Source organism: Winslowiella iniecta (genome assembly GCF_001267535.1).
Lineage (GTDB): Bacteria > Pseudomonadota > Gammaproteobacteria > Enterobacterales > Enterobacteriaceae > Erwinia > Erwinia iniecta.
This window is the reverse complement of sequence record NZ_JRXE01000016.1, coordinates 78,064-103,416: the sequence shown is the minus strand read 5'-3', so window position 1 is coordinate 103,416 and position 25,353 is coordinate 78,064. Positions and strand designations below refer to the sequence as shown.

21 protein-coding genes, 7 tRNA genes and 1 pseudogene are annotated in these 25,353 nt (G+C 53.9%); 27 read left to right on the top strand and 2 right to left on the bottom strand.

The features are described from left to right. Positions 1–125 precede the first annotated feature (125 nt). The 8 genes from asnB (at position 126) to NG42_RS12795 (ending at position 2,726) form a co-directional block, all read left to right on the top strand. Positions 126–1,793, top strand: coding sequence for an asparagine synthase B (gene asnB / locus NG42_RS12830; RefSeq protein WP_052899822.1), 1,668 nt, complete (start codon positions 126–128; stop codon positions 1,791–1,793). Between the two features lie 218 nt (positions 1,794–2,011). Next, positions 2,012–2,088 (top strand) — tRNA-Met (locus NG42_RS12825). A 10-nt stretch (positions 2,089–2,098) separates the two neighbouring features. Then, positions 2,099–2,183 (top strand) — tRNA-Leu (locus NG42_RS12820). A 24-nt stretch (positions 2,184–2,207) separates the two neighbouring features. After that, positions 2,208–2,282, top strand: a tRNA-Gln gene (locus NG42_RS12815). Positions 2,283–2,317: 35 nt separating this feature from the next. Further along, a tRNA-Gln gene (locus tag NG42_RS12810) sits at positions 2,318–2,392 on the top strand. A 50-nt stretch (positions 2,393–2,442) separates the two neighbouring features. Continuing rightward, positions 2,443–2,519, top strand: a tRNA-Met gene (locus NG42_RS12805). A gap of 16 nt (positions 2,520–2,535) precedes the next feature. Beyond that, a tRNA-Gln gene (locus NG42_RS12800) sits at positions 2,536–2,610 on the top strand. 41 nt (positions 2,611–2,651) lie between these two features. Next, positions 2,652–2,726 (top strand) — tRNA-Gln (locus NG42_RS12795). Positions 2,727–2,871: 145 nt separating this feature from the next. Here the strand turns inward: NG42_RS12795 and ubiF are convergent. Beyond that, entirely contained in the window at positions 2,872–4,047 is a 1,176-nt protein-coding gene (ubiF, locus tag NG42_RS12790) for a 3-demethoxyubiquinol 3-hydroxylase (RefSeq protein ID WP_052899821.1), read from the bottom strand. Between the two features lie 231 nt (positions 4,048–4,278). Here ubiF and miaB point away from each other — a divergent pair, with 231 nt between their 5' ends. From miaB to NG42_RS12740, 10 genes are all read left to right on the top strand, one after another. Next, positions 4,279–5,703: a tRNA (N6-isopentenyl adenosine(37)-C2)-methylthiotransferase MiaB gene (gene miaB, locus NG42_RS12785; RefSeq protein WP_052899820.1), complete on the top strand. Its 1,425-nt coding sequence runs from the start codon at positions 4,279–4,281 to the stop codon at positions 5,701–5,703. A gap of 234 nt (positions 5,704–5,937) precedes the next feature. Continuing rightward, a complete protein-coding gene (locus tag NG42_RS12780; RefSeq protein WP_052899819.1) occupies positions 5,938–6,996 on the top strand; it encodes a PhoH family protein in 1,059 nt (352 codons plus the stop codon). Further along, positions 6,993–7,466, top strand: coding sequence for an rRNA maturation RNase YbeY (gene ybeY / locus NG42_RS12775; protein ID WP_052899818.1), 474 nt, complete (start codon positions 6,993–6,995; stop codon positions 7,464–7,466). The genes NG42_RS12780 and ybeY overlap by 4 nt, the downstream gene beginning before the upstream one ends. 106 nt (positions 7,467–7,572) lie before the next feature. Further along, positions 7,573–8,451, top strand: coding sequence for a CNNM family magnesium/cobalt transport protein CorC (corC, locus tag NG42_RS12770; protein WP_052899817.1), 879 nt, complete (start codon positions 7,573–7,575; stop codon positions 8,449–8,451). A 7-nt stretch (positions 8,452–8,458) separates the two neighbouring features. Beyond that, positions 8,459–9,991: an apolipoprotein N-acyltransferase gene (gene lnt, locus NG42_RS12765; protein ID WP_052899816.1), complete on the top strand. Its 1,533-nt coding sequence runs from the start codon at positions 8,459–8,461 to the stop codon at positions 9,989–9,991. Positions 9,992–10,497: 506 nt separating this feature from the next. Further along, the gene (locus NG42_RS12760) at positions 10,498–11,226 is read left to right on the top strand and encodes a class I SAM-dependent methyltransferase (protein WP_052899815.1); all 729 of its coding nucleotides are present in this window, start codon (positions 10,498–10,500) and stop codon (positions 11,224–11,226) included. Between the two features lie 407 nt (positions 11,227–11,633). Further along, entirely contained in the window at positions 11,634–12,572 is a 939-nt protein-coding gene (locus tag NG42_RS12755) for a glutamate/aspartate ABC transporter substrate-binding protein (RefSeq protein ID WP_052899814.1), read from the top strand. Positions 12,573–12,726: 154 nt separating this feature from the next. Then, positions 12,727–13,467, top strand: a complete 741-nt coding sequence (locus tag NG42_RS12750) for an amino acid ABC transporter permease (protein WP_052899813.1) — start codon at positions 12,727–12,729, stop codon at positions 13,465–13,467. Next, a complete protein-coding gene (gene gltK, locus NG42_RS12745; protein WP_052899856.1) occupies positions 13,467–14,141 on the top strand; it encodes a glutamate/aspartate ABC transporter permease GltK in 675 nt (224 codons plus the stop codon). The genes NG42_RS12750 and gltK overlap by 1 nt, the downstream gene beginning before the upstream one ends. Beyond that, on the top strand, positions 14,142–14,867 hold the full coding sequence (locus NG42_RS12740; RefSeq protein WP_052899812.1) for an amino acid ABC transporter ATP-binding protein: 726 nt from the start codon (positions 14,142–14,144) through the stop codon (positions 14,865–14,867). A gap of 42 nt (positions 14,868–14,909) precedes the next feature. Here the strand turns inward: NG42_RS12740 and NG42_RS12735 are convergent, their stop codons facing one another. After that, on the bottom strand, positions 14,910–15,392 hold the full coding sequence (locus NG42_RS12735; protein WP_052899811.1) for a zinc ribbon-containing protein: 483 nt from the start codon (positions 15,390–15,392) through the stop codon (positions 14,910–14,912). A 252-nt stretch (positions 15,393–15,644) separates the two neighbouring features. Here NG42_RS12735 and leuS point away from each other — a divergent pair, with 252 nt between their 5' ends. The 9 genes and pseudogenes from leuS to rlpA all read left to right on the top strand — a co-directional run. After that, positions 15,645–18,227: a leucine--tRNA ligase gene (leuS, locus tag NG42_RS12730; RefSeq protein WP_052899810.1), complete on the top strand. Its 2,583-nt coding sequence runs from the start codon at positions 15,645–15,647 to the stop codon at positions 18,225–18,227. Positions 18,228–18,241: 14 nt separating this feature from the next. Further along, positions 18,242–18,847, top strand: coding sequence for an LPS assembly lipoprotein LptE (gene lptE, locus NG42_RS12725; protein WP_052899809.1), 606 nt, complete (start codon positions 18,242–18,244; stop codon positions 18,845–18,847). After that, positions 18,844–19,875, top strand: a complete 1,032-nt coding sequence (holA, locus tag NG42_RS12720; protein WP_052899808.1) for a DNA polymerase III subunit delta — start codon at positions 18,844–18,846, stop codon at positions 19,873–19,875. Before lptE ends, holA begins: the two co-directional genes overlap by 4 nt. Then, the gene (gene nadD / locus NG42_RS12715; protein ID WP_052899807.1) at positions 19,868–20,548 is read left to right on the top strand and encodes a nicotinate-nucleotide adenylyltransferase; all 681 of its coding nucleotides are present in this window, start codon (positions 19,868–19,870) and stop codon (positions 20,546–20,548) included. Before holA ends, nadD begins: the two co-directional genes overlap by 8 nt. A gap of 106 nt (positions 20,549–20,654) precedes the next feature. After that, positions 20,655–20,972, top strand: coding sequence for a ribosome silencing factor (gene rsfS, locus NG42_RS12710; protein WP_052899806.1), 318 nt, complete (start codon positions 20,655–20,657; stop codon positions 20,970–20,972). Positions 20,973–20,975: 3 nt separating this feature from the next. After that, positions 20,976–21,446, top strand: coding sequence for a 23S rRNA (pseudouridine(1915)-N(3))-methyltransferase RlmH (rlmH, locus tag NG42_RS12705; protein WP_052899805.1), 471 nt, complete (start codon positions 20,976–20,978; stop codon positions 21,444–21,446). A gap of 117 nt (positions 21,447–21,563) precedes the next feature. Beyond that, entirely contained in the window at positions 21,564–23,468 is a 1,905-nt protein-coding gene (gene mrdA, locus NG42_RS12700) for a peptidoglycan DD-transpeptidase MrdA (RefSeq protein WP_052899804.1), read from the top strand. 9 nt (positions 23,469–23,477) lie between these two features. After that, a complete protein-coding gene (gene mrdB / locus NG42_RS12695) occupies positions 23,478–24,590 on the top strand; it encodes a peptidoglycan glycosyltransferase MrdB (RefSeq protein ID WP_052899855.1) in 1,113 nt (370 codons plus the stop codon). A gap of 10 nt (positions 24,591–24,600) precedes the next feature. Next, positions 24,601–25,353 (top strand): annotated as a pseudogene (rlpA, locus tag NG42_RS12690) (endolytic peptidoglycan transglycosylase RlpA); the annotation flags it as partial.

Below are 25,353 nucleotides of genomic sequence, written 5' to 3'. Positions count from 1 at the left end.
TCTCAGGTAAAGGCTAAATTGCTTGATTGAAGTTCAGATATAGAGCATTTTCTTATGCATCGGGCAGCAAAAGCGCTGCGTAAATAAAATCATTACCGCCAGGGTTAGCCGTTAGGAGCGTTACTATGTGTTCTATTTTTGGTGTGCTGGATCTGAAAACCGATCCTGTTGAGTTGCGTAAGAAAGCGCTGGAGCTTTCCCGCCTGATGCGTCATCGCGGTCCTGACTGGTCTGGCGTTTACGCCGATGACAATGCCATTCTGTCCCATGAGCGTCTCTCGATTGTTGACGTTAACAACGGTGCACAGCCGCTGTATAACGCCGCTCACACCCACGTTCTGGCCGTTAACGGCGAAATCTATAACCATCAGGCGCTGCGTGCCGAGCTGAGCGATCGTTACGAATTCCAGACCGATTCTGACTGTGAAGTGATTCTGGCGCTGTATCAGGAAAAAGGCATCGACTTCCTTGACGACTTGCAGGGCATGTTTGCGTTTATCCTGTATGACAGTGTGAAAAACACCTATCTGATTGGCCGCGACCATATCGGCATCATCCCGCTCTATATGGGTAACGATGAGCACGGTAACCTGTTTGTTGCCTCAGAAATGAAAGCGCTGGTGCCGGTGTGCCGCAGCATTAAAGAGTTTCCGCCGGGAAGCTACCTGTCGAGCGAAGATGGCGAAATACGCCGATACTGGCAGCGTGACTGGTTCGATTACGACGCGGTTGAGCACAACACCACCGATGCCACCGCGCTGAAAAACGCGCTGGAAGAGTCAGTCAAAAGTCACCTGATGTCTGATGTGCCTTATGGTGTCCTGCTGTCAGGCGGCCTCGACTCTTCGATTATCTCGGCAGTCACTAAGCGTTATGCCGCAAAACGTATTGAAGATCAGGATAAAAGCGAAGCCTGGTGGCCACAACTGCACTCCTTTGCTGTCGGTCTGGAAGGTTCACCGGATCTGAAAGCGGCTAAATCCGTCGCGGAGCATCTCGGCACCGTGCACCATGAAATTCATTTCACCGTGCAGGAAGGCCTTGATGCCATCCGTGATGTGATTTACCACATTGAAACTTATGATGTCACCACCATCCGTGCTTCCACGCCGATGTACCTGATGTCACGTAAGATTAAAGCGATGGGCATCAAAATGGTGCTGTCTGGCGAAGGTGCGGACGAAGTCTTTGGCGGTTACCTCTACTTCCATAAAGCGCCGAATGCCAAAGAGTTCCACGAAGAAAACGTGCGTAAGCTGCTGGCACTGCATATGTTCGACTGTGCGCGTGCTAACAAAGCGATGTCCGCATGGGGGGTTGAAGCGCGTGTGCCCTTCCTCGATAAGAAGTTCCTTGACGTGGCGATGCGTATCAATCCGCAGGATAAAATGTGTGGTCCAAACGGCAAAATGGAAAAACATATCCTGCGTGAATGTTTCTCATCTTACCTGCCGGAAAGTGTGGCATGGCGTCAGAAAGAGCAATTCTCTGACGGCGTAGGCTACAGCTGGATTGACACACTGAAAGAAGTGGCAGCCCAACAGGTGAGCGATCAGCAGTTGCAGACCGCGCACTTCCGTTTCCCGTACAACACGCCATCCTCGAAAGAAGGCTATCTGTACCGCGAAATCTTTGAAGAGCTGTTCCCGCTGCCAAGCGCTGCGGAATGCGTACCCGGCGGCCCTTCAGTGGCTTGCTCATCTGCGAAAGCGATTGAGTGGGATGAGTCATTCAAAAACATGAATGATCCATCAGGACGCGCCGTCGGCGTGCATGCCTCTGCATACAAATAAGCAATTGTTTCACTGATTAAAAACGGGCCAGTTATGGCCCGTTTTTGTTTACCACCAGCGTCTGTTAGCCTAAAAACGCTGCCTTTATCACCAAACTGGTTACAACCCAGACAAACAACACGTTTCAGCTAAAAAACGACAAAAAAGAGGTTGACGCTTTCAGGCCACTTACGCATAATGCGCCCCGCAACGCCGATGAAGGTAACGCGAAAAAAGATGGCTACTTAGCTCAGCTGGTTAGAGCACAGCACTCATAATGCTGGGGTCACAGGTTCGATTCCCGTAGTAGCCACCATCTTTTTTTAGCGGGAGTGGCGAAATTGGTAGACGCACCAGATTTAGGTTCTGGCGCCGCAAGGTGTGCGAGTTCAAGTCTCGCCTCCCGCACCATTTCCAAAAGCGACGTTGTACGGATGGGATATCGCCAAGCGGTAAGGCACCGGTTTTTGATACCGGCATTCCCTGGTTCGAATCCAGGTATCCCAGCCACAAACTGATTTATCACGGACACGTGGTACGGATATTGGGATATCGCCAAGCGGTAAGGCACCGGTTTTTGATACCGGCATTCCCTGGTTCGAATCCAGGTATCCCAGCCAAATCAGTTTTGTAGTAAGATGTGTAGTGAGAAAATGTAATTGCAACAAAAGGCTACTTAGCTCAGCTGGTTAGAGCACAGCACTCATAATGCTGGGGTCACAGGTTCGATTCCCGTAGTAGCCACCATTTTCTTCTAAAAATTTGGGGTGTCGCCAAGCGGTAAGGCTCTGGTTTCTGATACCAGCATTCCGGGGTTCGAATCCCTGCACCCCAGCCAAATTTTAAGACGATTTGTAGTACAGATCGCACCCAATCTATTGGGGTGTCGCCAAGCGGTAAGGCACTGGTTTCTGATACCAGCATTCCGGGGTTCGAATCCCTGCACCCCAGCCAAGTCAGTAAAAAAGCCCGCTTTTGCGGGCTTTTTTACGTCTGTTTGTAGGGAAGGCGTTTTCGCCGCCTGAGTCACCCGAGTCATTAGCTGGCACCCTACCTGTCATCAGGGCGGGAGCCGAAAACGACTCCCCTACCTCTCTGACTACAATCCCAACGCGTAACGCAGTGCCTGACGCTTTAACACGCCGGAATGCTGCGCGGCGATCAATCCGAGATTACGCATCACTTTCAGCGGGCCAAGTTGATTACTGAAGGTGAAATAGAACAGATCCATGCCGCTCTGCATCAACAGGTTATCTTTCTGACGTTTTCGCTGATAGCGCTGCAACACTCGGTTCGCCCCCCAGTCCTCGGCCTGATTGCGCGCCTCGCTCAGAATGTCAATCAAGGCGTCAACATCGCGATAGCCCAGATTCACCCCCTGCCCCGCCAGCGGATTGATGGTATGTGCCGCATCGCCGACCAGCGCTAAGCCATCCATCACATAGTGGGTAGCGTGACGTCGCACCAGCGGGAAGGAACCGGCGGCGACCGCGCTAAAACGCCCTAAGCGCGCCGGGAAGCTGGCCTGAATCTCTTTTTGCAGTTGTGCCATCGGCATCGCCTGTAACTGGCGGATACGCGCTGGCGCGTCATACCATACCAGCGATGCCCAGTGATCAAACAGCGGCAGAAACGCCCGCGGCCCCTGCGGGGTAAACTGCTGCCAGGTGGTATCCCCGGCAGGATGTTCACAACGAATACTGATGAGCATGCAGGACTGGCTATAGTTCCAGCCATGAATACCGATGCCGGCCAGTTGACGCACCTGCGAATTCGCCCCGTCGGCACCCACCACCAGCCGCGCCGTCAGTTGTTGCTGGTTATTCAGCGTTACCGTCCAGCCGCCGTTGCGCTGCTCAATATTTTGCAGGCTGGCCGGGCAGAACAGTGTCACCTGCGGCTGCTGCTGCAAACGCTGCCACAGCGCACGCTGCAACACCCGGTTCTCCACCATATACCCCAGTTCAGGTAATCCCAGCGAAGCGGCATCAAAGCTCACACAGGCGGTTTGCCACTCCCAGGTTTCCAGCTGGCGATAGGCAGCCGAACGCATCTGCTCGATGGCGGGCCATACCTCAAGCTGTTTCAGCAGATCCACTGATGCGCTGCCAATCGCAGAAATTCTCACATCAGGGTCACTTTGCGCATCAAACTCCGCCGCCTGCTCCTGCTCCAGTACCGCAATCGAAAATCCTTGTTGCGCCAAACCGCTGGCCAGCGCTGCGCCCACCATGCCGCCACCGACTACCACGACATCAAAATGTGTTTCTTGCATAGTATTATCCTTATGCGGCCGGGGATGGCTGGCCGTTAAGTCAGAAAGTGCTTTACGCTAAAGTGTACCGGATTTTCAGCGGACAAGCAGAATCGCCCGCCCCACTTGCATAATTCGCCCGGCGGTCAGCCACATCTCCCGCCAGTTTGAAAGGGTATGCTGGTCACAACAGCATGTAAGCATTACAATACGAGCCCTGCCCCCCCTTCTGCATTGAGTAATGGCATGTCGATGACAAAAAAACTGCATATTAAAACCTGGGGCTGTCAGATGAACGAGTACGATTCATCAAAGATGGCTGACCTGCTGGAAACGACTCACGGCTATACCCTCACTGAGGTAGCTGAAGAGGCCGATATTCTGCTGCTGAATACCTGCTCGATCCGCGAAAAAGCGCAGGAAAAGGTATTTCATCAGCTGGGCCGCTGGAAAACGTTGAAAGAACGCAATCCCGAGCTGATTATCGGCGTCGGTGGCTGCGTGGCATCGCAGGAAGGGGATCATATTCGTCAGCGCGCGCATTACGTCGATATCGTCTTCGGCCCGCAAACGCTGCATCGCCTGCCGGAAATGATTAACACCGTGCGCGGCTCCAAAAGCCCGGTGGTGGATATCAGCTTCCCGGAGATTGAGAAATTCGATCGGCTGCCAGAGCCGAAAGCTGACGGCCCGACCGCCTTCGTGTCGATTATGGAAGGCTGCAATAAGTACTGTACCTTCTGCGTGGTGCCCTATACCCGCGGTGAAGAAGTCAGCCGTCCGTGCGACGATATTCTGTTTGAAATCGCCCAACTGGCGGCACAGGGCGTCCGTGAAGTGAACCTGCTGGGTCAGAACGTCAATGCGTATCGCGGCATGACCTTCGACAATGAAATCTGCACCTTTGCCGACCTGCTGCGCCTGGTGGCGGCCATCGACGGCATCGACCGTATCCGCTTTACCACCAGCCACCCGATCGAGTTCACCGACGACATTATCGATGTCTATCGTGATACGCCGGAGCTGGTCAGCTTCCTGCACCTGCCGGTGCAAAGCGGTGCTGACCGTATTCTGACGCTGATGAAACGCGCGCACACCGCGCTGGAATATAAAGCCATTATTCGCAAACTGATTGCAGCACGGCCCAATATTCAGATCAGCTCAGACTTTATTATCGGCTTCCCTGGCGAAACCCAGGCTGACTTTGAACAGACCATGAAGCTGATTGGCGATGTAAACTTTGATGTCAGCTTCAGCTTTATCTACTCTGCCCGTCCGGGAACGCCAGCGGCCGACCTGCCAGATGATGTGTCAGAGGAAGAGAAAAAGCAGCGCCTGTATATTCTGCAGGATCGCATTAACCAGCAGGCGATGGCGTGGAGCCGTCGTATGCTGGGTACGGTTCAGCGCATTCTGGTGGAAGGCACCTCCCGTAAAAACGTGATGGAGCTGTCAGGCCGCACGGAGAATAACCGCGTGGTGAACTTTGAAGGCACCCCGGAGATGATCGGTAAATTCGTCGATGTTGAAATCGTTGATGTGTATACCAACTCGCTGCGCGGCAAATTAGTACGCACCGAAGATCAGCTGGGTCTGCGGGTGGTTGAAAGCCCGGCCTCAGTGATTGCGCGTACGCGTAAAGAAAACGAGCTGGGTGTGGGTACCTTCCAGCCTTGATTCCCCGACGATACTGCGGCGAGCGTTCCGGCTCGCCGCGCAATTTCACCCCGTTGCTCTTGCTTTCTGAAAGCAGCGCCCAAATATCTGCTCTCTCGCTTGCGACATTTTGCACGGACATAAATAATTCATGTCATGGCGCTGACCTGAAAAGTCAGTTATCCGGCATTGCCGGTCAGCAAGCTATTGTTCCCTTATCCCTGTAACTGGCCCTGAGCGACCCAAAGGATTAGTTTGAATATCGAAACTCGCGAAATAGTGTTAGAACCCGCCGATAATCGCCGGTTACTCAGCCTGTGCGGGCCGTTTGACGATAACATTAAGCAACTGGAACGTCGGTTGGGCATTGAGATCAATCGTCGCGACAACGCCTTTAAGCTGGTTGGTCGCGCACTGGTGGTGAATGCCGCTGCGGACATCCTGCGCGATTTGTATGTTGAAACGGCACCAGTGCGCGGTAACAGTACCGACATCGATCCCGAACAGATTCATCTGGCGATCAAAGAGAGCCGCGTACTGGAACAGAGCGCCGACAGCGTGCCGGAATTCGGCAAAGCGGTAAATATCAAGACCAAGCGTGGCGTGATCAAACCGCGCACACCTAACCAGGCACAGTACATCGCCAATATTCTTGATAACGACATTACCTTCGGTATTGGTCCGGCCGGTACCGGTAAAACCTATCTGGCGGTGGCCGCCGCGGTTGATGCGCTGGAGCGCCAGGAGATCCGTCGTATTCTGCTGACGCGTCCGGCGGTGGAAGCCGGTGAGAAACTGGGCTTCCTGCCAGGCGATCTCAGCCAGAAAGTCGACCCGTACCTGCGTCCGCTGTATGACGCCCTGTTCGAGATGCTGGGCTTTGAGCGCGTAGAGAAGCTGATGGAGCGCAACGTGATTGAAGTTGCGCCGCTGGCTTATATGCGCGGTCGTACCCTTAACGATGCCTTTATCATTCTTGATGAGAGTCAGAACACCACCATCGAGCAGATGAAGATGTTCCTGACGCGTATCGGCTTCAACTCGAAAGCGGTGATCACCGGTGACGTGACGCAAATCGACCTGCCGCGCAACCTGAAATCCGGTCTGCGCCATGCGATTGAAGTATTATCCGATGTTGAAGAGATCAGCTTTAACTTCTTCCACAGCGAAGATGTGGTACGCCATCCGGTGGTTGCCCGTATCGTGGTCGCCTATGAGGCATGGGAAGAAGCCGATCAGAAACGCCGCGATGCACAGGCTGAAGAGCGTAAGCGCGAAGCCCTTGCCGCACAAGCTGCCCAGGAGCAGAAATGAGTGAAGTGATTCTCGACCTGCAAATCGCCAGCGAGTCTGCCGAAGGTTTACCGCAGGAAGCTGATTTTCAGCACTGGCTGGACGCGGTTTTACCCCAGTTTCAGCCAGAGAGTGAAGTGACCATCCGCATCGTTGATGAAGCGGAAAGCCACGAGCTGAATATGACCTATCGCGGTAAAGATAAACCGACTAACGTGCTGTCATTTCCGTTCGAGGCACCGCCCGGTATTGAGCTGCCGCTACTTGGCGACCTGATTATTTGTCGTCAGGTGGTGGAGCAGGAAGCCGCTGAGCAGCAGAAAGCGCTGCTGGCCCACTGGGCACATATGGTGATTCATGGCAGTCTGCATTTACTTGGCTATGATCACATCGAAGATGACGAAGCCGAAGAGATGGAATCGCTGGAAACCGAGATAATGCTTGCTCTTGGTTACCCCGATCCGTACATTTCGGAGAAAGAAGAGCCGTAATGGCAACCGGCAGCCGATTTCTGCTGCCGGCTTCTGCAGAATTACACAGCTGTCAGCAGTGCGTTGGCAGACCGATCCCCAAAAGAGAGACCTTAACAAAAACGCCATGAGCGACGACCATTCACAAAACAGCGACAGTCCCAGTAGTAAAAAGGGATTCTTTACCCTTATCCTCAATCAGCTTTTTCACGGCGAGCCCAAAAACCGTGATGACTTGCTGGAACTGATTCGCGACTCTGAACAGAACGAGCTGATCGATCCCGATACCCGTGACATGCTGGAAGGTGTGATGGATATTGCGGAACAGCGCGTTCGCGACATTATGATCCCCCGTTCGCAGATGGTGACGTTAAAACGTAACCAGACGCTCGACGAATGTCTTGCCGTAATTATCGACTCCGCGCACTCGCGTTTTCCGGTAATCAGCGAAGATAAAGATCATATTGAAGGGATTCTGATGGCCAAAGATCTGCTGCCGTTTATGAGCAGTGCCTCTGAGCCATTCAGCATGGAAAAAGTATTGCGCCCGGCGGTGGTGGTACCGGAAAGTAAGCGTGTTGACCGCATGCTGAAAGAGTTCCGTTCCCAGCGCTACCATATGGCAATTGTGATTGACGAATTTGGCGGTGTTTCTGGTCTGGTCACTATCGAAGATATCCTCGAGCTGATCGTCGGTGAAATTGAAGATGAATATGACGATGAAGAAGATCGCGATATCCGTCAGCTTAGCCGCCACACCTACACCATTCGCGCGCTGACGCCGATTGAAGACTTCAATGAAGTGTTTGAAACCAACTTCAGCGATGAAGAGGTCGACACCATTGGCGGTCTGGTGATGCAAGGGTTTGGTCATCTGCCGGCACGCGGTGAAAGCATCGACATTGATGGCTACCAGTTCAAAGTTGCTATGGCCGACAGTCGACGCATCATTCAGGTCCACGTTAAAATTCCGGAAAATTCGCCGCAACCCCAACTGGAAGAATAATTGATCTATGGCTATCGCCTCACTTTACCAGCGTCAGCGGGTTCGCCTGCTACTGGCGCTGATTACAGGTGCCTGTGGCACGCTGGCATTTTCGCCCTATGATTTCTGGCCCGCCGCACTGGTTTCACTGGTCGGTTTACTGGCTTTAACACTGAACCGCACCACGCCTCAGGCCACTGCCATTGGCTTTATCTGGGGAATGGGACTGTTTGGTAGTGGTATCAATTGGGTCTACGTCAGCATTGCCACATTTGGCGGTATGCCAGGGCCGGTAAACGTATTGCTGGTGGTGCTGTTGGCGGCGTATCTGTCGCTGTTCACCCTGCTGTTTGCCGCATTACTTAACCGCCTGTTTCCGCGCACCTCGCTGGTGCGTCTGGTGCTGGCGGCACCGGTACTGTGGCAAATCACCGAGTTTTTACGCGGCTGGATACTGACCGGCTTCCCGTGGCTGCAATTTGGCTACAGCCAGATTAACGGCCCGTTGAAAGGCCTGGCACCGATGTTCGGCGTCGAGTCGATTACCTTTGTGCTGATGATGATTGCCGGCCTGCTGGCGTATGCGGTTACGCAGCGCCATCTGCTGGCCGCTGTCGGCGCGATTGCCCTGCTGTTACTGCCATGGCCGCTGCGTCAGCTTAGCTGGTATCAGCCGTTACCTGAACGCGCAGTGAATGTAGCACTGGTGCAGGGCAATATTGCCCAGTCGATGAAGTGGGATCCCAACGAACTGCTGAAAACACTGCGCGTTTACAGTCAGGCTTCACGTCCGTTTTTCGGCAAGTCACCGATTATTATCTGGCCTGAATCGGCTATTCCTGATCTTGAAGTCAATCAGCAGCCATTTATTAAGTCGCTGGATGCTGAACTGCGCGCGTCCGGCAGTAGTCTGATTACCGGTATCGTTGATTCACGCCTTGAGGGTAATCGCTACCATGATTACAACTCAATTATCGTGCTGGGCGGTAAGCAGCCTTACAATTACAACAGCGGCAATCGCTATCAGAAAAACCATCTGGTGCCGTTTGGCGAGTTTGTCCCGCTGGAAAGCGTGCTGCGCCCGCTGGCGCCGTTCTTCGACCTGCCAATGTCCTCGTTCAGCCGTGGCGATTACGTGCAGCCACAACTGGATGTGGCAGGCTATAACCTGACGGCGGCCATCTGCTATGAGATTGTGCTGGGCCAGCAGGTGCGAGATAACTTCCGCCCGGATACCCATTTCTTGCTGACGATTTCCAATGACGCCTGGTTCGGTCATTCGATTGGTCCGTGGCAGCACTTCCAGATGGCGCGCATGCGTGCGCTGGAACTGGGGCGTCCGCTGCTGCGCGGCACCAACAATGGTGTCACTGCGGTGATTACCGCTGACGGTGAAGTGCAGAAAATTATCCCGCAGTTTACCCGCGAGGTGCTGGACGCACAGGTCACGCCAACCACCGGCCTGACCCCATACGCACGTTTCGGCAACTGGCCGGTGTGGCTTATCACTCTGCTGTTTGGCGTTGCTGCGGCAATATTCGGATTGCGTAAGCCGCGCTGATTTCTCTTCCGATGAGGCACGGTATTGACGCCGCCCTGACGATATTCTGTGCTCAGGGCGGCTCTTCCGCCGCCCCCCTTCAGTCACGGTCTGTAGCTGTTAGTTTGCCCCTTGCGAAGACCACAGGGCCGGGTTGACGGCTTATTAGCCCAACGCTAGTATGACTCACATCTACTTTTTCATTCAGGAACTGACATGCTAACCCTGTTCGCTTCGGATCAACTCGTTACCCGAGTTTGCTCTGACATTCGCTTGCGATGAAGCATTGTTCAGAGCCTGATCGGGAGGGTTAACCTCCATCCATTTATCGCCAGGTTACTTTATCCGCGTTCAGATAAGCGGTGATGCAAGGTATGTGGCGAGGAATTCAGGGCCATGGATGATTTTTCATCCATGGCCCTTTTCGTATGAATTGCCTTATGGCAACGACTCATAACGAGCAGGGCATTCCCTGCTCGTTTTTTTTTGCCTCATTCAGAGGCCCCCGGACATTTAAGAGGTTTACCATGTCTCAAAATATTTACGACAATCAGGCGTTCTTCGATGGTTACGCACAACTCCCCCGCTCGCAGTTAGGCCTGGAAGGCGCCCCCGAATGGGCGGCGATTCAGGTCATGCTGCCGGACCTGACCGGTAAAAAGGTTATTGATCTCGGTTGCGGCTACGGCTGGTTTTGCCGCGCTGCACGGGCTGCTGGCGCCGCCGAAGTGACCGGTATCGATTTATCTGAGAAAATGCTGGCGCGAGCACGCGAGCTGACTCACGATTCCGGCATCACCTACCAGGCTGGCAATCTCGGGAATCTCACCTTGCCCAGCCAGGCGTACGATCTGGTATACAGCTCACTGACCTTGCATTATCTGCCCGATCTCGCCCCGCTGCTGGCCACCATTTTTCAAGCGCTGCAACCCGGTGGATGGCTGGTTTTCACCACCGAACATCCCATCTACACCTGTCCAGTTCGCCAGGGCTGGCTGACTGATGAAGATGGCCAGCGGTCCTGGGCGGTCAATAATTATCAATATGAAGGCCAGCGCATTAGCAACTGGCTGGCAGACGGAGTAATAAAATACCATCGCACCCTTGGCACCACCTTAAATGCGCTGATGGCTGCCGGTTTTACTCTTCGCTGTGTGAATGAGTGGGGGCCAGATGCGCAGCAGATTGCCTCGTTCCCGGCGCTGGCTGAAGAGGCAGAGCGGCCGATGATGGTACTGATCTCCGCGCAACGATAACCCTCCCTTCTGCCACCTAAATTAACTGAGGTGGCAGAGTTTTATGTTATCGATTTGGCACACAATCCTTCTCTCTCCCTGCTTAACGCATTTGGCATGATGCTTGCTACCTCTTTCAGTGTATCTGCTGCTGAGACTGCCCTGTAACGCAATGAAAAATTGATTTGCACTGTTGAGGCTCACAACTTGCCCCAAGGCGGAGCACAGCCAAAAAAATTGCCTTGTATTGGTGCGGGCGAGTTCGCAAAAAAGAAACTTTTTTGTTTCATGGCGTTAACATTCCGCTATTTTAATAGCTATCAGAGCAGTAAGTGAACGGCTATCAGAAGCAACGCAGCTGGAATTACACACAACATCATAATCGGCGCAGTTTTATTTTTGTGTCAAAACGACAAAGGAGTTGGAACATGAAATTACGGAAACTGGGGCTTAGCCTTGCATTGGCTGGATTAGCCTCCGGTATCGCTCATGCAGAAGATGCAAAGCCGCAAACAGCAGACCAGGCTGCGGTTGCACAGCAGCAAATGACCACTCTCGATAAAATCAGTAAAAATGGCGTTATCGTGGTCGGCCATCGCGAATCGTCTGTTCCTTTTTCCTATTACGACAACCAGCAAAAAGTCGTCGGTTATTCGCAGGACTATTCCAACGCCATTGTTGAGGCGGTGAAGAAAAAGCTGAACAAACCTGATCTGCAAGTGAAGTATTTGCCCATCACTTCGCAGAACCGTATTCCACTGCTGCAAAACGGCACTTTCGACTTTGAATGTGGTTCCACCACCAACAACCTTGAGCGTCAGAAACAGGCTGCCTTCTCTGACACCATTTTTGTGGTCGGTACGCGCCTGCTGGTGAAAAAAGGCGGCGCGATTAAGGACTTCGGCGATCTTAAAGGCAAAACCGTGGTTGTCACCTCCGGCACCACTTCCGAAATTCTGCTGAATAAGCTGAATGACGAGAAGAAAATGGAGATGCGCATTATCAGTGCCAAAGACCATGGCGACTCATTCCGCACGCTGGAAACCGGTCGCGCGGTGGCCTTTATGATGGACGATGCACTGCTGGCCGGTGAGCGCGCGAAAGCGAAAAAACAGGCTAACTGGGACATCGTCGGCACGCCGCAGTCCAAGGAAGCGTATGGCTGTATGCTGCGTAAAAACGATGCTGAGTTTAAAAAGCTGATGGATGACACCATTGCCCAGGCGCAAACGTCCGGTGAAGCGGCGAAATGGTTTGATAAATGGTTTAACAACCCGATCCCACCGAAAAACATGAACCTGGATTTCGCGCTGTCGGATGATATGAAAGCGCTGTTTAAAGAGCCGAATGATAAAGCACTGAACTAATAATGAAAAAAAGGGCAGCCTGCCTGCCCTCTCGATTGTTGATAACCGGCCCGGACAGACACCATGTTGACTGGTCGTTCCCCAGACAACATTACCGGGGGCCTCTCACCAATCTTCAGGGTAGCTTCGCTACCCTTTTTTACCGGAGTTATTTATGTCAATCGATTGGAACTGGGGTATTTTTTTAGAACAGGCCCCGTTCGGTAATACCACCTATCTTGGCTGGCTGTGGTCAGGCTTTCAGGTCACCATTGCGGTGTCGGTCTGCGCCTGGGTTATTGCCTTCTTTATTGGCTCGCTGTTTGGCATCCTGCGCACCGTGCCCAACCGCCTGCTCTCCTCAATCGGCACCTGTTACGTTGAGTTATTCCGTAATATTCCGCTGATCGTGCAGTTCTTTTTCTGGTATCTGGTCGCGCCGGAGCTGGTCGGTGAAGATCTCGGCATGTGGTTTAAAGCTGAGCTGGACCCGAATATTCAGTTCTTTATCTCCTCAATGATCTGTCTTGGCCTGTTTACTGCCGCCCGCGTTTGCGAGCAGGTCCGTGCGGCCATTCAGTCACTGCCGAGCGGTCAGAAAAATGCCGGACTGGCGATGGGGCTGACGCTGCCACAAACCTACCGCTATGTGCTGCTGCCCAATGCTTACCGGGTGATTGTGCCGCCGATGACCTCGGAAATGCTCAACCTTGTGAAGAATTCTGCCATTGCATCAACCATCGGACTGGTGGATATGGCCGCCCAGGCCGGCAAGCTGCTGGACTATTCCGCTCACGCTTACGAATCCTTCACCGCCATCACTCTGGCGTATGTGGCGATCAACCTGGTGATTATGCTGATGATGAGCCTGGTCGAACGTAAGGTTCGCGTGCCGGGTAATATGGGGAGTAAATGATGTACGAGTTTGACTGGAGTTCGATTATTCCCAGCCTGCCGTATCTGCTGAACGGACTGGTGATCACCCTGAAAATTACCGTTACGGCAGTGATTTTCGGCATCATCTGGGGCACCCTGCTGGCGGTGATGCGCCTCTCCACTTTTAAACCCATCAGCTGGTTCGCCAAACTGTACGTTAACCTGTTCCGTTCGGTCCCGCTGGTGATGGTGCTGCTGTGGTTTTACCTGGTGGTGCCCAGCTTTCTGCAACAGGTACTGGGATTATCGCCGAAAACCGATATCCGTCTGATCTCGGCGATGGTGGCCTTCTCACTGTTTGAAGCGGCCTACTATTCTGAAATTATCCGTGCAGGCATTCTTAGTGTGTCACGCGGACAAGGCAACGCGGCGCTGGCACTGGGTATGACGCAGTGGCAGTCGATGAAACTGATCGTTCTGCCGCAGGCATTCCGCGCCATGGTACCGCTGCTGCTGACGCAGGGCATCGTCCTGTTCCAGGACACCTCGCTGGTGTATGTGCTTAGCCTTGCCGACTTCTTCCGTACCGCCTCAACCATTGGTGAACGCGATGGCACCCAGGTCGAGATGATTCTGTTTGCCGGTCTGGTCTATTTTGTTATCAGTCTTTCCGCTTCGATGCTGGTCAGCTATTTAAAGAAAAGGACAGTTTAAATGATTACCCTGAAAAATATTTCCAAGTGGTATGGTCACTTTCAGGTGCTGACCGACTGCTCAACCGAAGTGAAAAAAGGTGAAGTGGTGGTGGTTTGCGGCCCTTCTGGCTCAGGGAAATCGACGCTGATTAAAACCGTTAACGGACTTGAGCCGATTCAGCAAGGTACCATTGAAGTCAACGGCATTACCGTTACCGATAAAAAAACCAATCTGGCCCAGCTGCGCTCCAAAGTCGGCATGGTGTTCCAGCATTTCGAGCTGTTTCCACATCTCAGCATTGTGGAAAATCTGACGCTGGCGCAGGTCAAAGTATTAAAGCGCAACAAAGAAGAGGCGCGGCAGAAAGGGCTGAAATTACTGGAGCGTGTGGGCCTCGCGGCACATGCCAATAAGCATCCGGGGCAACTTTCCGGTGGTCAGCAACAGCGCGTGGCGATTGCCCGTGCGCTGTGCATGGACCCGGTGGCGATGCTGTTTGACGAACCGACCTCAGCACTCGACCCGGAAATGATCAATGAAGTGCTGGACGTGATGGTTGAGCTGGCCAATGAAGGCATGACCATGATGGTGGTAACGCACGAAATGGGCTTTGCGCGCAAAGTGGCTAACCGGGTGATCTTTATGGATGAAGGGAAAATTGTTGAGGACCGTCCGAAAGACGAATTCTTTAATAATCCGCAATCCGAACGCGCCAAAGACTTCCTGGCGAAAATCCTGCATTAATCATGATGGGCGAGGTTCGCCTCGCCCTGCTGCCACAGCCGATCACGGCGCAAAAGGCTGACGCTGAAACTGATCGTGACCACACTCCGTGCAGCGCGTTAAGGTTTCCGGCGTATAAATCGCCCGGGTGAAATGGCACTTTTCACACACCAGATTGCCTAATCCCACCACTTCACCACTCTGGTACACCCCATGGTGGTTCAGATCCTGAAATACCTCGCGCCACTCCAGCTGGCTTTTATCGGTAATATCGGCCAGTTCTTTCCAGACGCTCTGGCGAATCACGCGCATAAACACACTGTCGTTAAGATCTTCCTCATTCTCACTGTAGCTACGGGCAAACTCTTCCAGATCGCGCCGCACCGCGCGCAATACTCCTTCGACTTCGCTACGGCTCAATTCGCCGGTAGCCAGTAACCGCTGGCGCGCATTGTCTACCAGCGCATCAATATCACGATCGCCCTGGTTCAGCCGGTCAGTTAACGATGCGACTAATTCGCGATAATACTGAGCAACCTTGTTCATGTTCTCTCCTGTAAAATCCTGAAAGATAACCCCCTTTAACTATAGCCTCTGCCAGGCGTTTGCCCTGTCGGCAACGTCACAACAGTGAAAATCTGCAAGCAAGATTCCGGCTTGAGGATAAATCCGCCTCGTCTGGACGCTAACTATTGTTGCTGCGAAGGCTTATCAGCTATGCTATGCGGATCTGATGTCTACTAATCTAAATAGTAAATTAGTTAATAATTGAGCTATTCATAAGGACCACTGGCAGCCATGCAAGAGCAATACCGCCCGGAAGAGATAGAATCCCACGTCCAGCTTCACTGGCACGAGAAGCAAACTTTTAAAGTGACTGAAGAGGAAGGCAAAGAGAAGTATTACTGCCTCTCCATGCTGCCCTATCCTTCTGGCCGCCTACATATGGGCCACGTTCGTAACTACACCATCGGCGATGTGATCGCCCGTTACCAGCGTATGCTGGGCAAAAACGTGTTACAGCCGATTGGCTGGGACGCCTTTGGTCTGCCAGCAGAAGGCGCAGCGGTTAAGAACAATACTGCTCCGGCGCCGTGGACCTACGACAATATCGACTATATGAAGAACCAGCTGAAACTGCTGGGCTTTGGCTATGACTGGAGCCGTGAACTGGCGACCTGTCAGCCGGAGTACTATCGCTGGGAACAGTGGTTCTTCACCAAACTGTATGAGAAAGGCCTGGTTTACAAAAAGACCTCGGCAGTCAACTGGTGCCCGCATGACCAGACCGTGCTGGCGAACGAACAGGTTATCGACGGCTGCTGCTGGCGCTGTGATACCAAAGTTGAGCGTAAAGAGATCCCACAGTGGTTTGTGAAAATCACTGATTATGCGGATGAACTGCTGAACGACCTCGACAAGCTGGAAGACTGGCCTGAGCAGGTTAAAACCATGCAGCGCAACTGGATCGGTCGCTCTGAAGGGGTGGAAATCACCTTTGATGTTGTCGACAGCAGCGAAAAACTGACGGTCTACACCACCCGTCCGGACACCTTTATGGGTGCCACTTACCTGGCGGTTGCCGCCGGACATCCGCTGGCAGCACAGGCGGCGGCGAACAATCCGGCGCTGGCAGACTTTATTGCTGAATGCCGTAACACCAAAGTCGCGGAAGCCGAAATGGCGACCATGGAGAAGAAAGGCATGGCCACCGGCCTGTTTGCTCTCCACCCACTGACCGGCGAACAAGTCCCGGTATGGGCCGCGAACTTCGTATTGATGGAATACGGCACCGGCGCAGTGATGGCAGTTCCGGCACATGACCAGCGCGACTGGGAATTTGCCAGCAAATATGCCCTGAACATCAAACCGGTGATCCTTAACCTGGATGGCAGCGAGCCAGATGTCAGCGCTGCGGCGATGACCGATAAAGGCACCCTGTTTAACTCAGGTGAATTTAGCGGCCTGTCTTATGAAGAAGGCTTCAACGCTATTGCCAATAAACTGGCAGAAAAAGGCGTTGGCGAGCGCAAAGTAAACTACCGCCTGCGCGACTGGGGTGTTTCCCGTCAGCGCTACTGGGGTGCGCCAATTCCAATGGTGACGCTGGAAGACGGTACCGTGATGCCAACGCCAGAAGATCAGCTGCCGGTGATCCTGCCGGAAGATGTGGTGATGGACGGTATTACCAGCCCGATTAAAGCCGACCCTGAGTGGGCAAAAACCACTGTTAACGGCCAGCCGGCGCTGCGTGAAACCGACACCTTTGACACCTTTATGGAGTCTTCCTGGTACTACGCGCGCTATACCTGCCCGGACTACGACAAAGGGATGCTGGACCCGGCTGCGGCCAACTACTGGCTGCCGGTCGATCAGTATGTCGGCGGTATCGAACACGCCATTATGCACTTGTTGTATTTCCGCTTCTATCACAAGCTGCTGCGTGATGCCGGTCTGGTCAGCTCTGACGAGCCAGCAAAACGTCTGCTGTGTCAGGGCATGGTGCTGGCCGATGCGTTCTATTTCCTCGGGGCGAGCGGCGAGCGTAACTGGGTCTCTCCGGTTGACGTTACCGTCGAGCGTGACGAGAAAGGCCGCATCGTGAAAGCTTCCGACGCCGAAGGCCATGAGCTGGTCTACGCTGGCATGAGCAAAATGTCGAAGTCGAAAAACAACGGCATCGACCCGCAGGTGATGGTTGAACGTTACGGCGCTGATACCGTGCGTCTGTTTATGATGTTTGCTTCACCGGCAGAAATGACGCTGGAATGGCAGGAATCCGGTGTGGAAGGGGCGAACCGCTTCCTGAAACGCGTCTGGAAACTGGTGTTCGATCACACCGAAAAAGGTGCGGTCAGCGCGCTGGATATCGCGGCGCTGAATGACGATCAGAAAGCCCTGCGTCGCGATCTGCATAAAACCATCGCCAAAGTTTCCGATGATATTGGCCGTCGTCAGACCTTCAATACCGCGATTGCGGCTATTATGGAACTGATGAACAAACTGGGTCGTGCGCCGCAGGAGAGCGAGCAGGATCGTGCGCTGATGAACGAAGCGCTGCTGGCAGTGGTTCGCATGCTGTATCCGTTTACCCCGCACGCCAGCTTCACTCTGTGGCAAGCGCTGGGTGGCAACGAGGATGTGGATAACGCACCGTGGCCACAGGCTGACGAAGCGGCAATGGTTGAAGACTCGCTGCTGGTGGTCGTTCAGGTCAACGGCAAGGTACGTGGCAAAATTACCGTTCCGGCTGATGCCACTCAGGAACAGGTACAGGCACGTGCTGCGCAGGAGCATCTGGTAGCGAAATATCTGGACGGCGTGACCATTCGTAAAGTGATTTACGTCCCCGGCAAACTGCTTAACCTGGTCGTAGGTTAAGTTCAGGAGGAACTGTGCGACATCCGATTTTGACTCTGTTTTTAGGCCTTGCGGTGCTGGTCACCGCCGGTTGCGGTTTTCATCTGCGTGGCACCACTCAGGTGCCATCAGAAATGAAAACCCTGATCCTCGACAGCAGCGATCCGTATGGCCCGCTGGCGCGTTCGGTGCGTGAGCAGTTGCGCCTGAATAATGTGTCGATCGTCGATAATCCAGGACTGCGTGATGATATTCCATCGCTGCGCATTACGGGTTCTACTGAAGGCCGCGATACCGCCTCTATTTTCCAGGACGGCAGAACGGCGGAGTACTCGATGATGATGACGGTCAATGCTCAGGTGCTGTTGCCGAATAAGGGAATCTATCCAATTAGCGCGACGGTTTATCGATCCTTCTTCGATAACCCACTGGCAGCGCTGGCGAAAGACTCCGAACAGGAGATCATTCGTCAGGAGATGCGCGAGCAAGCCGCACAACAGCTGGTACGTAAGCTGCTGACGGTACACGCTGCGCAGGAGAGCCTTGATGACGCTGCGGCTAACAACGCGGCGGCCGCGGGAAGCACAGTTAATCCTCAGACCGACAGCGCACCGATGTCAGGTGCAGCCGGTCGCCAATGATCAGGATCTATCCTGAGCAACTCAGCGCGCAGCTTCGGGATGGGCTGCGCGCCTGTTATCTGCTCTGCGGCAATGAGCCGCTGTTACTTCAAGAAAGTCAGGACGCCATCCGTGCTGCGGCTCAGCAGCACGAATTTAGTGAACACTTCAGCGTCACCCTCGATGCCAGCACCGACTGGGATGCCATTTTCAGTACCTGCCAGGAACTTAGCCTGTTTGCCAGCCGGCAAACCCTGCTGCTGATTCTGCCGGATAATGGTCCGAATGCCGCTATCGGCGAACAGCTGGTTAAACTGTCGACCCTGCTGCACAGCGATATTATGCTGATTTTGCGCAGCCCCAGGCTGACCAAAGCGCAGGAAAACAGTGCCTGGTATAGAGCCTTAAGCACCAACGGCGTGGTGGTTCCCTGCCTGACGCCCGAGCAGGCGCAGCTGCCACGCTGGGTCGCCACCCGCGCCAAAGCGATGAAGCTGACGCTTGATGATGCCGCTAACCAGCTGCTCTGCTACTGCTATGAGGGCAATTTACTGGCGCTGTCACAGGCGCTGGAACGCCTTTCATTGCTATGGCCGGACGGTAAACTGACGCTGCCACGGGTTGAACAGGCGGTCAGTGATGCCGCGCACTTTACCCCTTTTCACTGGGTCGATGCGCTTCTGGCCGGTAAAAGCAAACGCGCGTTACATATCCTGCGCCAGATGAAAGCGGAAGACAGCGAGCCGGTGATTATGATCCGCACGCTGCAACGCGATTTGATGACCTTGTTGCAACTGCAACGGCAGATGACCAGTACCGCGCTGCGCACGCTGTTTGATCAGCATCGCGTCTGGCAGAACCGTCGCCCGTTGTTCAGCGATGCTTTGCAACGTATTAATGCACGACAGTTATTGCAGGCGATTCGCCTGTTAACCCGCATTGAAATGACGCTGAAGCAGGATTACGGTCAGTCGTTATGGTCAGAGCTGGAAACGCTGTCGCTGCTACTGTGTAATAAATCGTTTCCTGAGAGCTTTTGTGATGTCTGAACACCTCTCGCTGCATGCGCTGTTTGGCGGCACCTTTGATCCGATTCATTTCGGTCACTTACATCCGGTCGCAGCGCTGGCGCATCAGGTGGGTTTGCAGCAGGTGACGCTGTTACCCAATAACGTACCGCCGCACCGGCCTCAGCCCGAAGCCTCAGCGGCTCAGCGGGTGGAGATGGTGAAACTGGCGATTGCTGACCAGCCGCTGTTCCGCCTCGACCAACGCGAATTGCAACGCGCCACCCCGTCCTGGACAGTCGAAACGCTGGCAGAACTGCGTCAGGAGCGCGGCGAACAGCAACCGCTGGCGTTTATTATTGGTCAGGATTCGCTGCTGACTCTCCATAAATGGCATCGCTGGCAGGATCTGCTGTCGCTGTGTCATTTGCTGGTGTGCAAACGTCCCGGCTATCCGGCAACCATGGAGAGCGCCGAGCTGCAACAGTGGCTCGACAGTCACCTGACGACCGATGCCCGCGCATTGCACCAACAACCTGCAGGCTGGATTTTTATGGCAGATACGCCACTGGTGTCGATCTCCGCGACAGAAATTCGTCAGCGACGCCATGATGGCGAATCCTGTGACGACCTGTTACCTGCCGCAGTCAGCGCGTATATCGATCGTGAAGGGTTATACTCTCACTGCCAGGGTCGTGATATACTTCGCCGCTAATTTTTTGGGCTGCTGCCCATGGATAAATCCTGTTACGGTTATCAACGACTGTTCAACGCTCGTTATGAGATAACCGTCCAGACACAACTACCCGAGGGGGAACCTTTTGCAAGGTAAAGCACTCCAAGACTTCGTTATTGATAAGATTGATGATCTCAAAGGTCAGGATATCGTTTCCCTGAATGTTCAGGGCAAGTCCAGTATTACCGACTGCATGATTATTTGCACCGGCACTTCCACCCGTCATGTCGCCGCCATTGCTGACCACGTGGCGATGGCATCACGCGCTGCGGGCCTGATTCCAATGGCGATCGAAGGTCAGAGCATCGCCGACTGGGTGGTGGTTGATCTCGGTGAAGTGATTGTGCACGTGATGCAGGAAGAGAGCCGTCAACTGTACGAGCTGGAAAAACTCTGGGGTTAATGCGTGAAGTTGCAGCTTGTTGCCACAGGCACCAAAATGCCCGATTGGGTACAAACCGGCTTTATGGAATACCTGCGCCGTTTTCCCAAAGATATGCCGCTGGAGCTGACTGAAGTTCCGGCAGGCAAACGAGGCAAAAATGCCGACATCAAACGCATCCTTGATAAAGAGGGTGAGTCGATGCTGGCTGCCGTCGGCAAAGGTAATCGCATCGTTACGCTGGATATCCCGGGCCAAAAGTGGGAAACCCCACAGCTGGCTAATCAGCTTGAACGCTGGAAGCAAGACGGACGAGATGTCAGCCTGTTAATCGGCGGCCCCGAAGGGCTTTCACCGGCCTGTAAAGCCGCTGCCGAGCAGAGCTGGTCTCTCTCAGCACTGACCCTGCCCCATCCGCTGGTACGTATTTTAGTTGCTGAGAGTCTTTATCGCGCATGGAGTATTACTGCGAATCATCCTTATCATCGTGAATAACCGATATACCCGTCATAGCAGTGCGTGTGGGCTATGTGGGCGGCGATAACGCCGCCCCGGCATACCGGCAACGCCAATTATTTAGGGTATGCATTAACCGGATAGAATAAGCAGCGGATGAAATTACAACGCAACTCTTTTCGTGACTACTCCGCCGAACAATCGCTGTTTGTGCGGCGTGCGATACTCGCCTTTTTAGGCATTCTGATCCTCTCCAGCGTGCTGGTGGTCAATCTGTACCATCTGCAAATTCTGCGTTTCGACGATTACAGTACCCGCTCCAATCAGAACCGAATCAAACTGGTGCCGGTTGCTCCCAGCCGCGGCATTATTTACGACCGTAACGGCATTCCACTGGCACTTAATCGCACCATTTATCAGGTTGAACTGGTTCCCGAAAAGGTGGATAACCTGAAGCAGACGCTCGAAGAGTTACGTCCGGTGGTCGATCTGACCGATGCGGATATCGAGGCGTTTGAAAAAGAGCGCAAACGCTCGCGGCGTTTTACCTCTATCGCGGTGAAAACCGGGCTGAATGACGTGCAAGTGGCACGTTTCGCCGTTAACCAGTACCGTTTCCCCGGCGTTGAAGTCAAAGGCTATCAGCGTCGTTACTACCCGTATGGTGCCGCACTGACCCACGTGATTGGCTACGTTTCTAAAATCAACGACCGCGACGTGGAACGCCTTGATAAAGCCGGTAAGTGGCCGAACTATGCCGCCACGCATGACATTGGCAAGCAAGGGGTCGAGCGCTATTACGAAGATGTGCTGCATGGCAAAACCGGCTATGAAGAGGTGGAAGTCAATAACCGGGGTCGGGTGATTCGTCAGTTGCATGAACAGTCACCGCAGGCCGGGCGTGATATTACCCTGACCATCGACCTGAAACTGCAACAGTATATTGAGACCCTGCTGGCTGGCAGCCGTGCGGCGGTGGTGGTCAGCGACCCGCGTACCGGTGAACTGCTGGCGCTGGTGTCGATGCCAAGTTATGACCCGAACCTGTTTGTCGATGGCATCTCCAGCACCGACTACAATCGCCTGCTGCACGATGAAAACCGTCCGTTAATCAATCGTGCCACTCAGGGAACTTACCCACCGGCTTCAACGGTTAAGCCTTACGTGGCGGTCTCGGCACTCAGTGCCGGGGTTATTAACAAAAATACCAGCCTGTTTGATCCCGGCTGGTGGCAACTGCCTGGCTCGGAGAAACGCTACCGCGACTGGAAGCGCTGGGGTCATGGTCGTCTGAATGTCACCAAGTCGCTGGAAGAGTCGGCGGATACCTTCTTCTATCAGGTGGCTTACGATATGGGTATCGACCGCCTGTCAGAGTGGATGAGCAAGTTTGGCTATGGTCATCTGACTGGCATCGACCTGTCGGAAGAGTACGCGGGCATCATGCCAACGCGCGACTGGAAGCTGAAGCGCTTTAAAAAGCCGTGGTATCAGGGTGACACCATTCCGGTCGGTATCGGCCAGGGCTACTGGACGGCAACACCGCTGCAAATGAACAAGGCGATGATGACGCTGATCAACGACGGCATTGTCAAAGTGCCCCACCTGCTGCGCGCCACCCATATTAACAATGTGATGGTGCCGTATAAGCAAGCCGAAGAGCCGCCGATTGGAGATATTCATTCCGGCTACTGGGAAATTGCCAAAGATGGTATGTACGGCGTTGCCAACCGACCAAACGGTACCGCACATAAGAGCTTTGCTGATGCGCCGTATAAAATTGCGGCGAAATCCGGTACTGCTCAGGTGTATGGCCTGAAAGAGAATGAAACCTATAACGCTCATAAAATTGCCGAACGCCTGCGCGACCACAAACTGATGACCGCGTTTGCACCTTACGACAAGCCACGTGTTGCCGTCAGCATTATTCTGGAAAACGGTGGTGCCGGGCCGGCGGTAGGAACCATTATGCGCCAGATTCTCGACCACATTATGCTGGGCGACAACAATACAGATCTGCCTGATGCGCCACCGATGCCATCAGGTTATGAAGGTGAATAAAGCATGTCCATGAACGATAGCCCGCAAAAAAGGAGCATCTGGACCAAACTCCATATCGATCCGATCTTCCTGGTGATTATCTCGGGGTTACTGATTTACAGTGCCTTTGTGATGTGGAGCGCCAGCGGCCAGGATCCGGGCATGATGGAGCGCAAGGTCGGCCAGATTTTTATGGGGCTGGTGGTGATGATCGTGCTGGCGCAGGTGCCGCCACGCGTTTATGAAGGCTGGGCGCCCTATCTGTATATTGTCTGCGTGATACTACTGATCGCCGTCGATGCTTTCGGTCATATCAGTAAAGGCGCGCAGCGCTGGCTGGATCTCGGTTTCGTCCGCTTTCAGCCATCGGAAATCGCCAAGATTGCCGTGCCGTTAATGGTGGCGCGCTTTATTAACCGCGATGTCTGCCCGCCGACGCTGAAAAATACCGGTATCGCGCTGATTCTGATTTTTATGCCGACCTTACTGGTCGCCGCCCAGCCCGACCTCGGCACCTCGATTCTGGTTGCCGCTTCCGGTCTGTTTGTCCTGTTCCTGGCAGGCATGAGCTGGCGACTGATCGGCATTGCGGTACTGTTAGTCGCCGCCTTTATTCCGGTGCTGTGGTTCTTTTTGATGCATGACTACCAGCGCGACCGCGTGATGATGCTGCTCGACCCGGAGAGCGATCCGCTCGGTGCCGGCTATCATATTATTCAGTCGAAAATCGCTATCGGCTCCGGCGGTCTGCGCGGTAAAGGCTGGCTGCACGGCACCCAGTCACAGCTGGAATTCTTGCCCGAACGTCACACCGACTTTATCTTCGCGGTACTGGCGGAGGAGTTAGGCTTAGTCGGGGTACTGATTTTGCTGGCGCTCTATATATTGCTGATCATGCGCGGACTGATTATTGCCGCACGTGCGCAGACCACTTTTGGTCGGGTGATGGCAGGCGGTCTGATGCTTATTCTGTTTGTCTATGTTTTCGTTAACATTGGTATGGTTAGTGGTATCTTACCGGTAGTTGGCGTACCTTTGCCGCTGGTCAGTTATGGTGGCTCTGCGTTGATCGTACTTATGGCCGGATTTGGCATCGTGATGTCGATCCATACTCATCGAAAAATGTTATCAAAAAGCGTTTAAGAGGCTTCACATGCGTAAGGATTGGCTTTGGGTTGGCGCAGCATCACTGGTACTGGCAGCATGTACCACCCCGGATCAGCAGACACAAGCGCCTCAGCAACCGGCTTATAATGGCCCGGTGGTTGAGATTGGCGGTGTGGAACCCCGCTATGAGCCGATTAATCCCGGCACCAATCAGGATTATTCGGTTAACGGCAAAACCTACCGTATTGTGAAAGATCCTTCGAACTTCAGCGAAATCGGCCTGGCGGCCTGGTATGGCGATGAAGCCGACGGCAACCAGACGGCCATCGGTGAAACCTTTGACTCCAACGGGCTGACTGCCGCCCATCCAACCCTGCCGCTACCCAGCTATGTTCGCGTGACGAATATGGCGAATGGTCGCCAGATTGTGGTGCGCGTCAATGACCGCGGGCCGTACACGCCAGGACGGATTATTGATCTGTCGCGCGCGGCGGGCGATCGCCTGAATATATCCAATAACACCAAAGTGCGCGTCGACTATATTCAGGTCGCGCCAGATGGCTCGCTTTCTGGCCCAGGCACGGTGGGCACCACCGTGGCGAAACAGAGCTATGCCCTGCCGCCACGGCCGGATATTGCCGGTGGCATGGCGGTTATGGGTGGCGCTGCCGCCAGCCAGTCACAGCCGGTGGCAAGCCAGGACGATGGCAGCCGCCAGCTGGATAATCAGAACCTCAACAGCGACGACAATCCAGGTGCACCGGTGCGTAGCAGTGGTTTCCTTGGCGCCGCCACACCA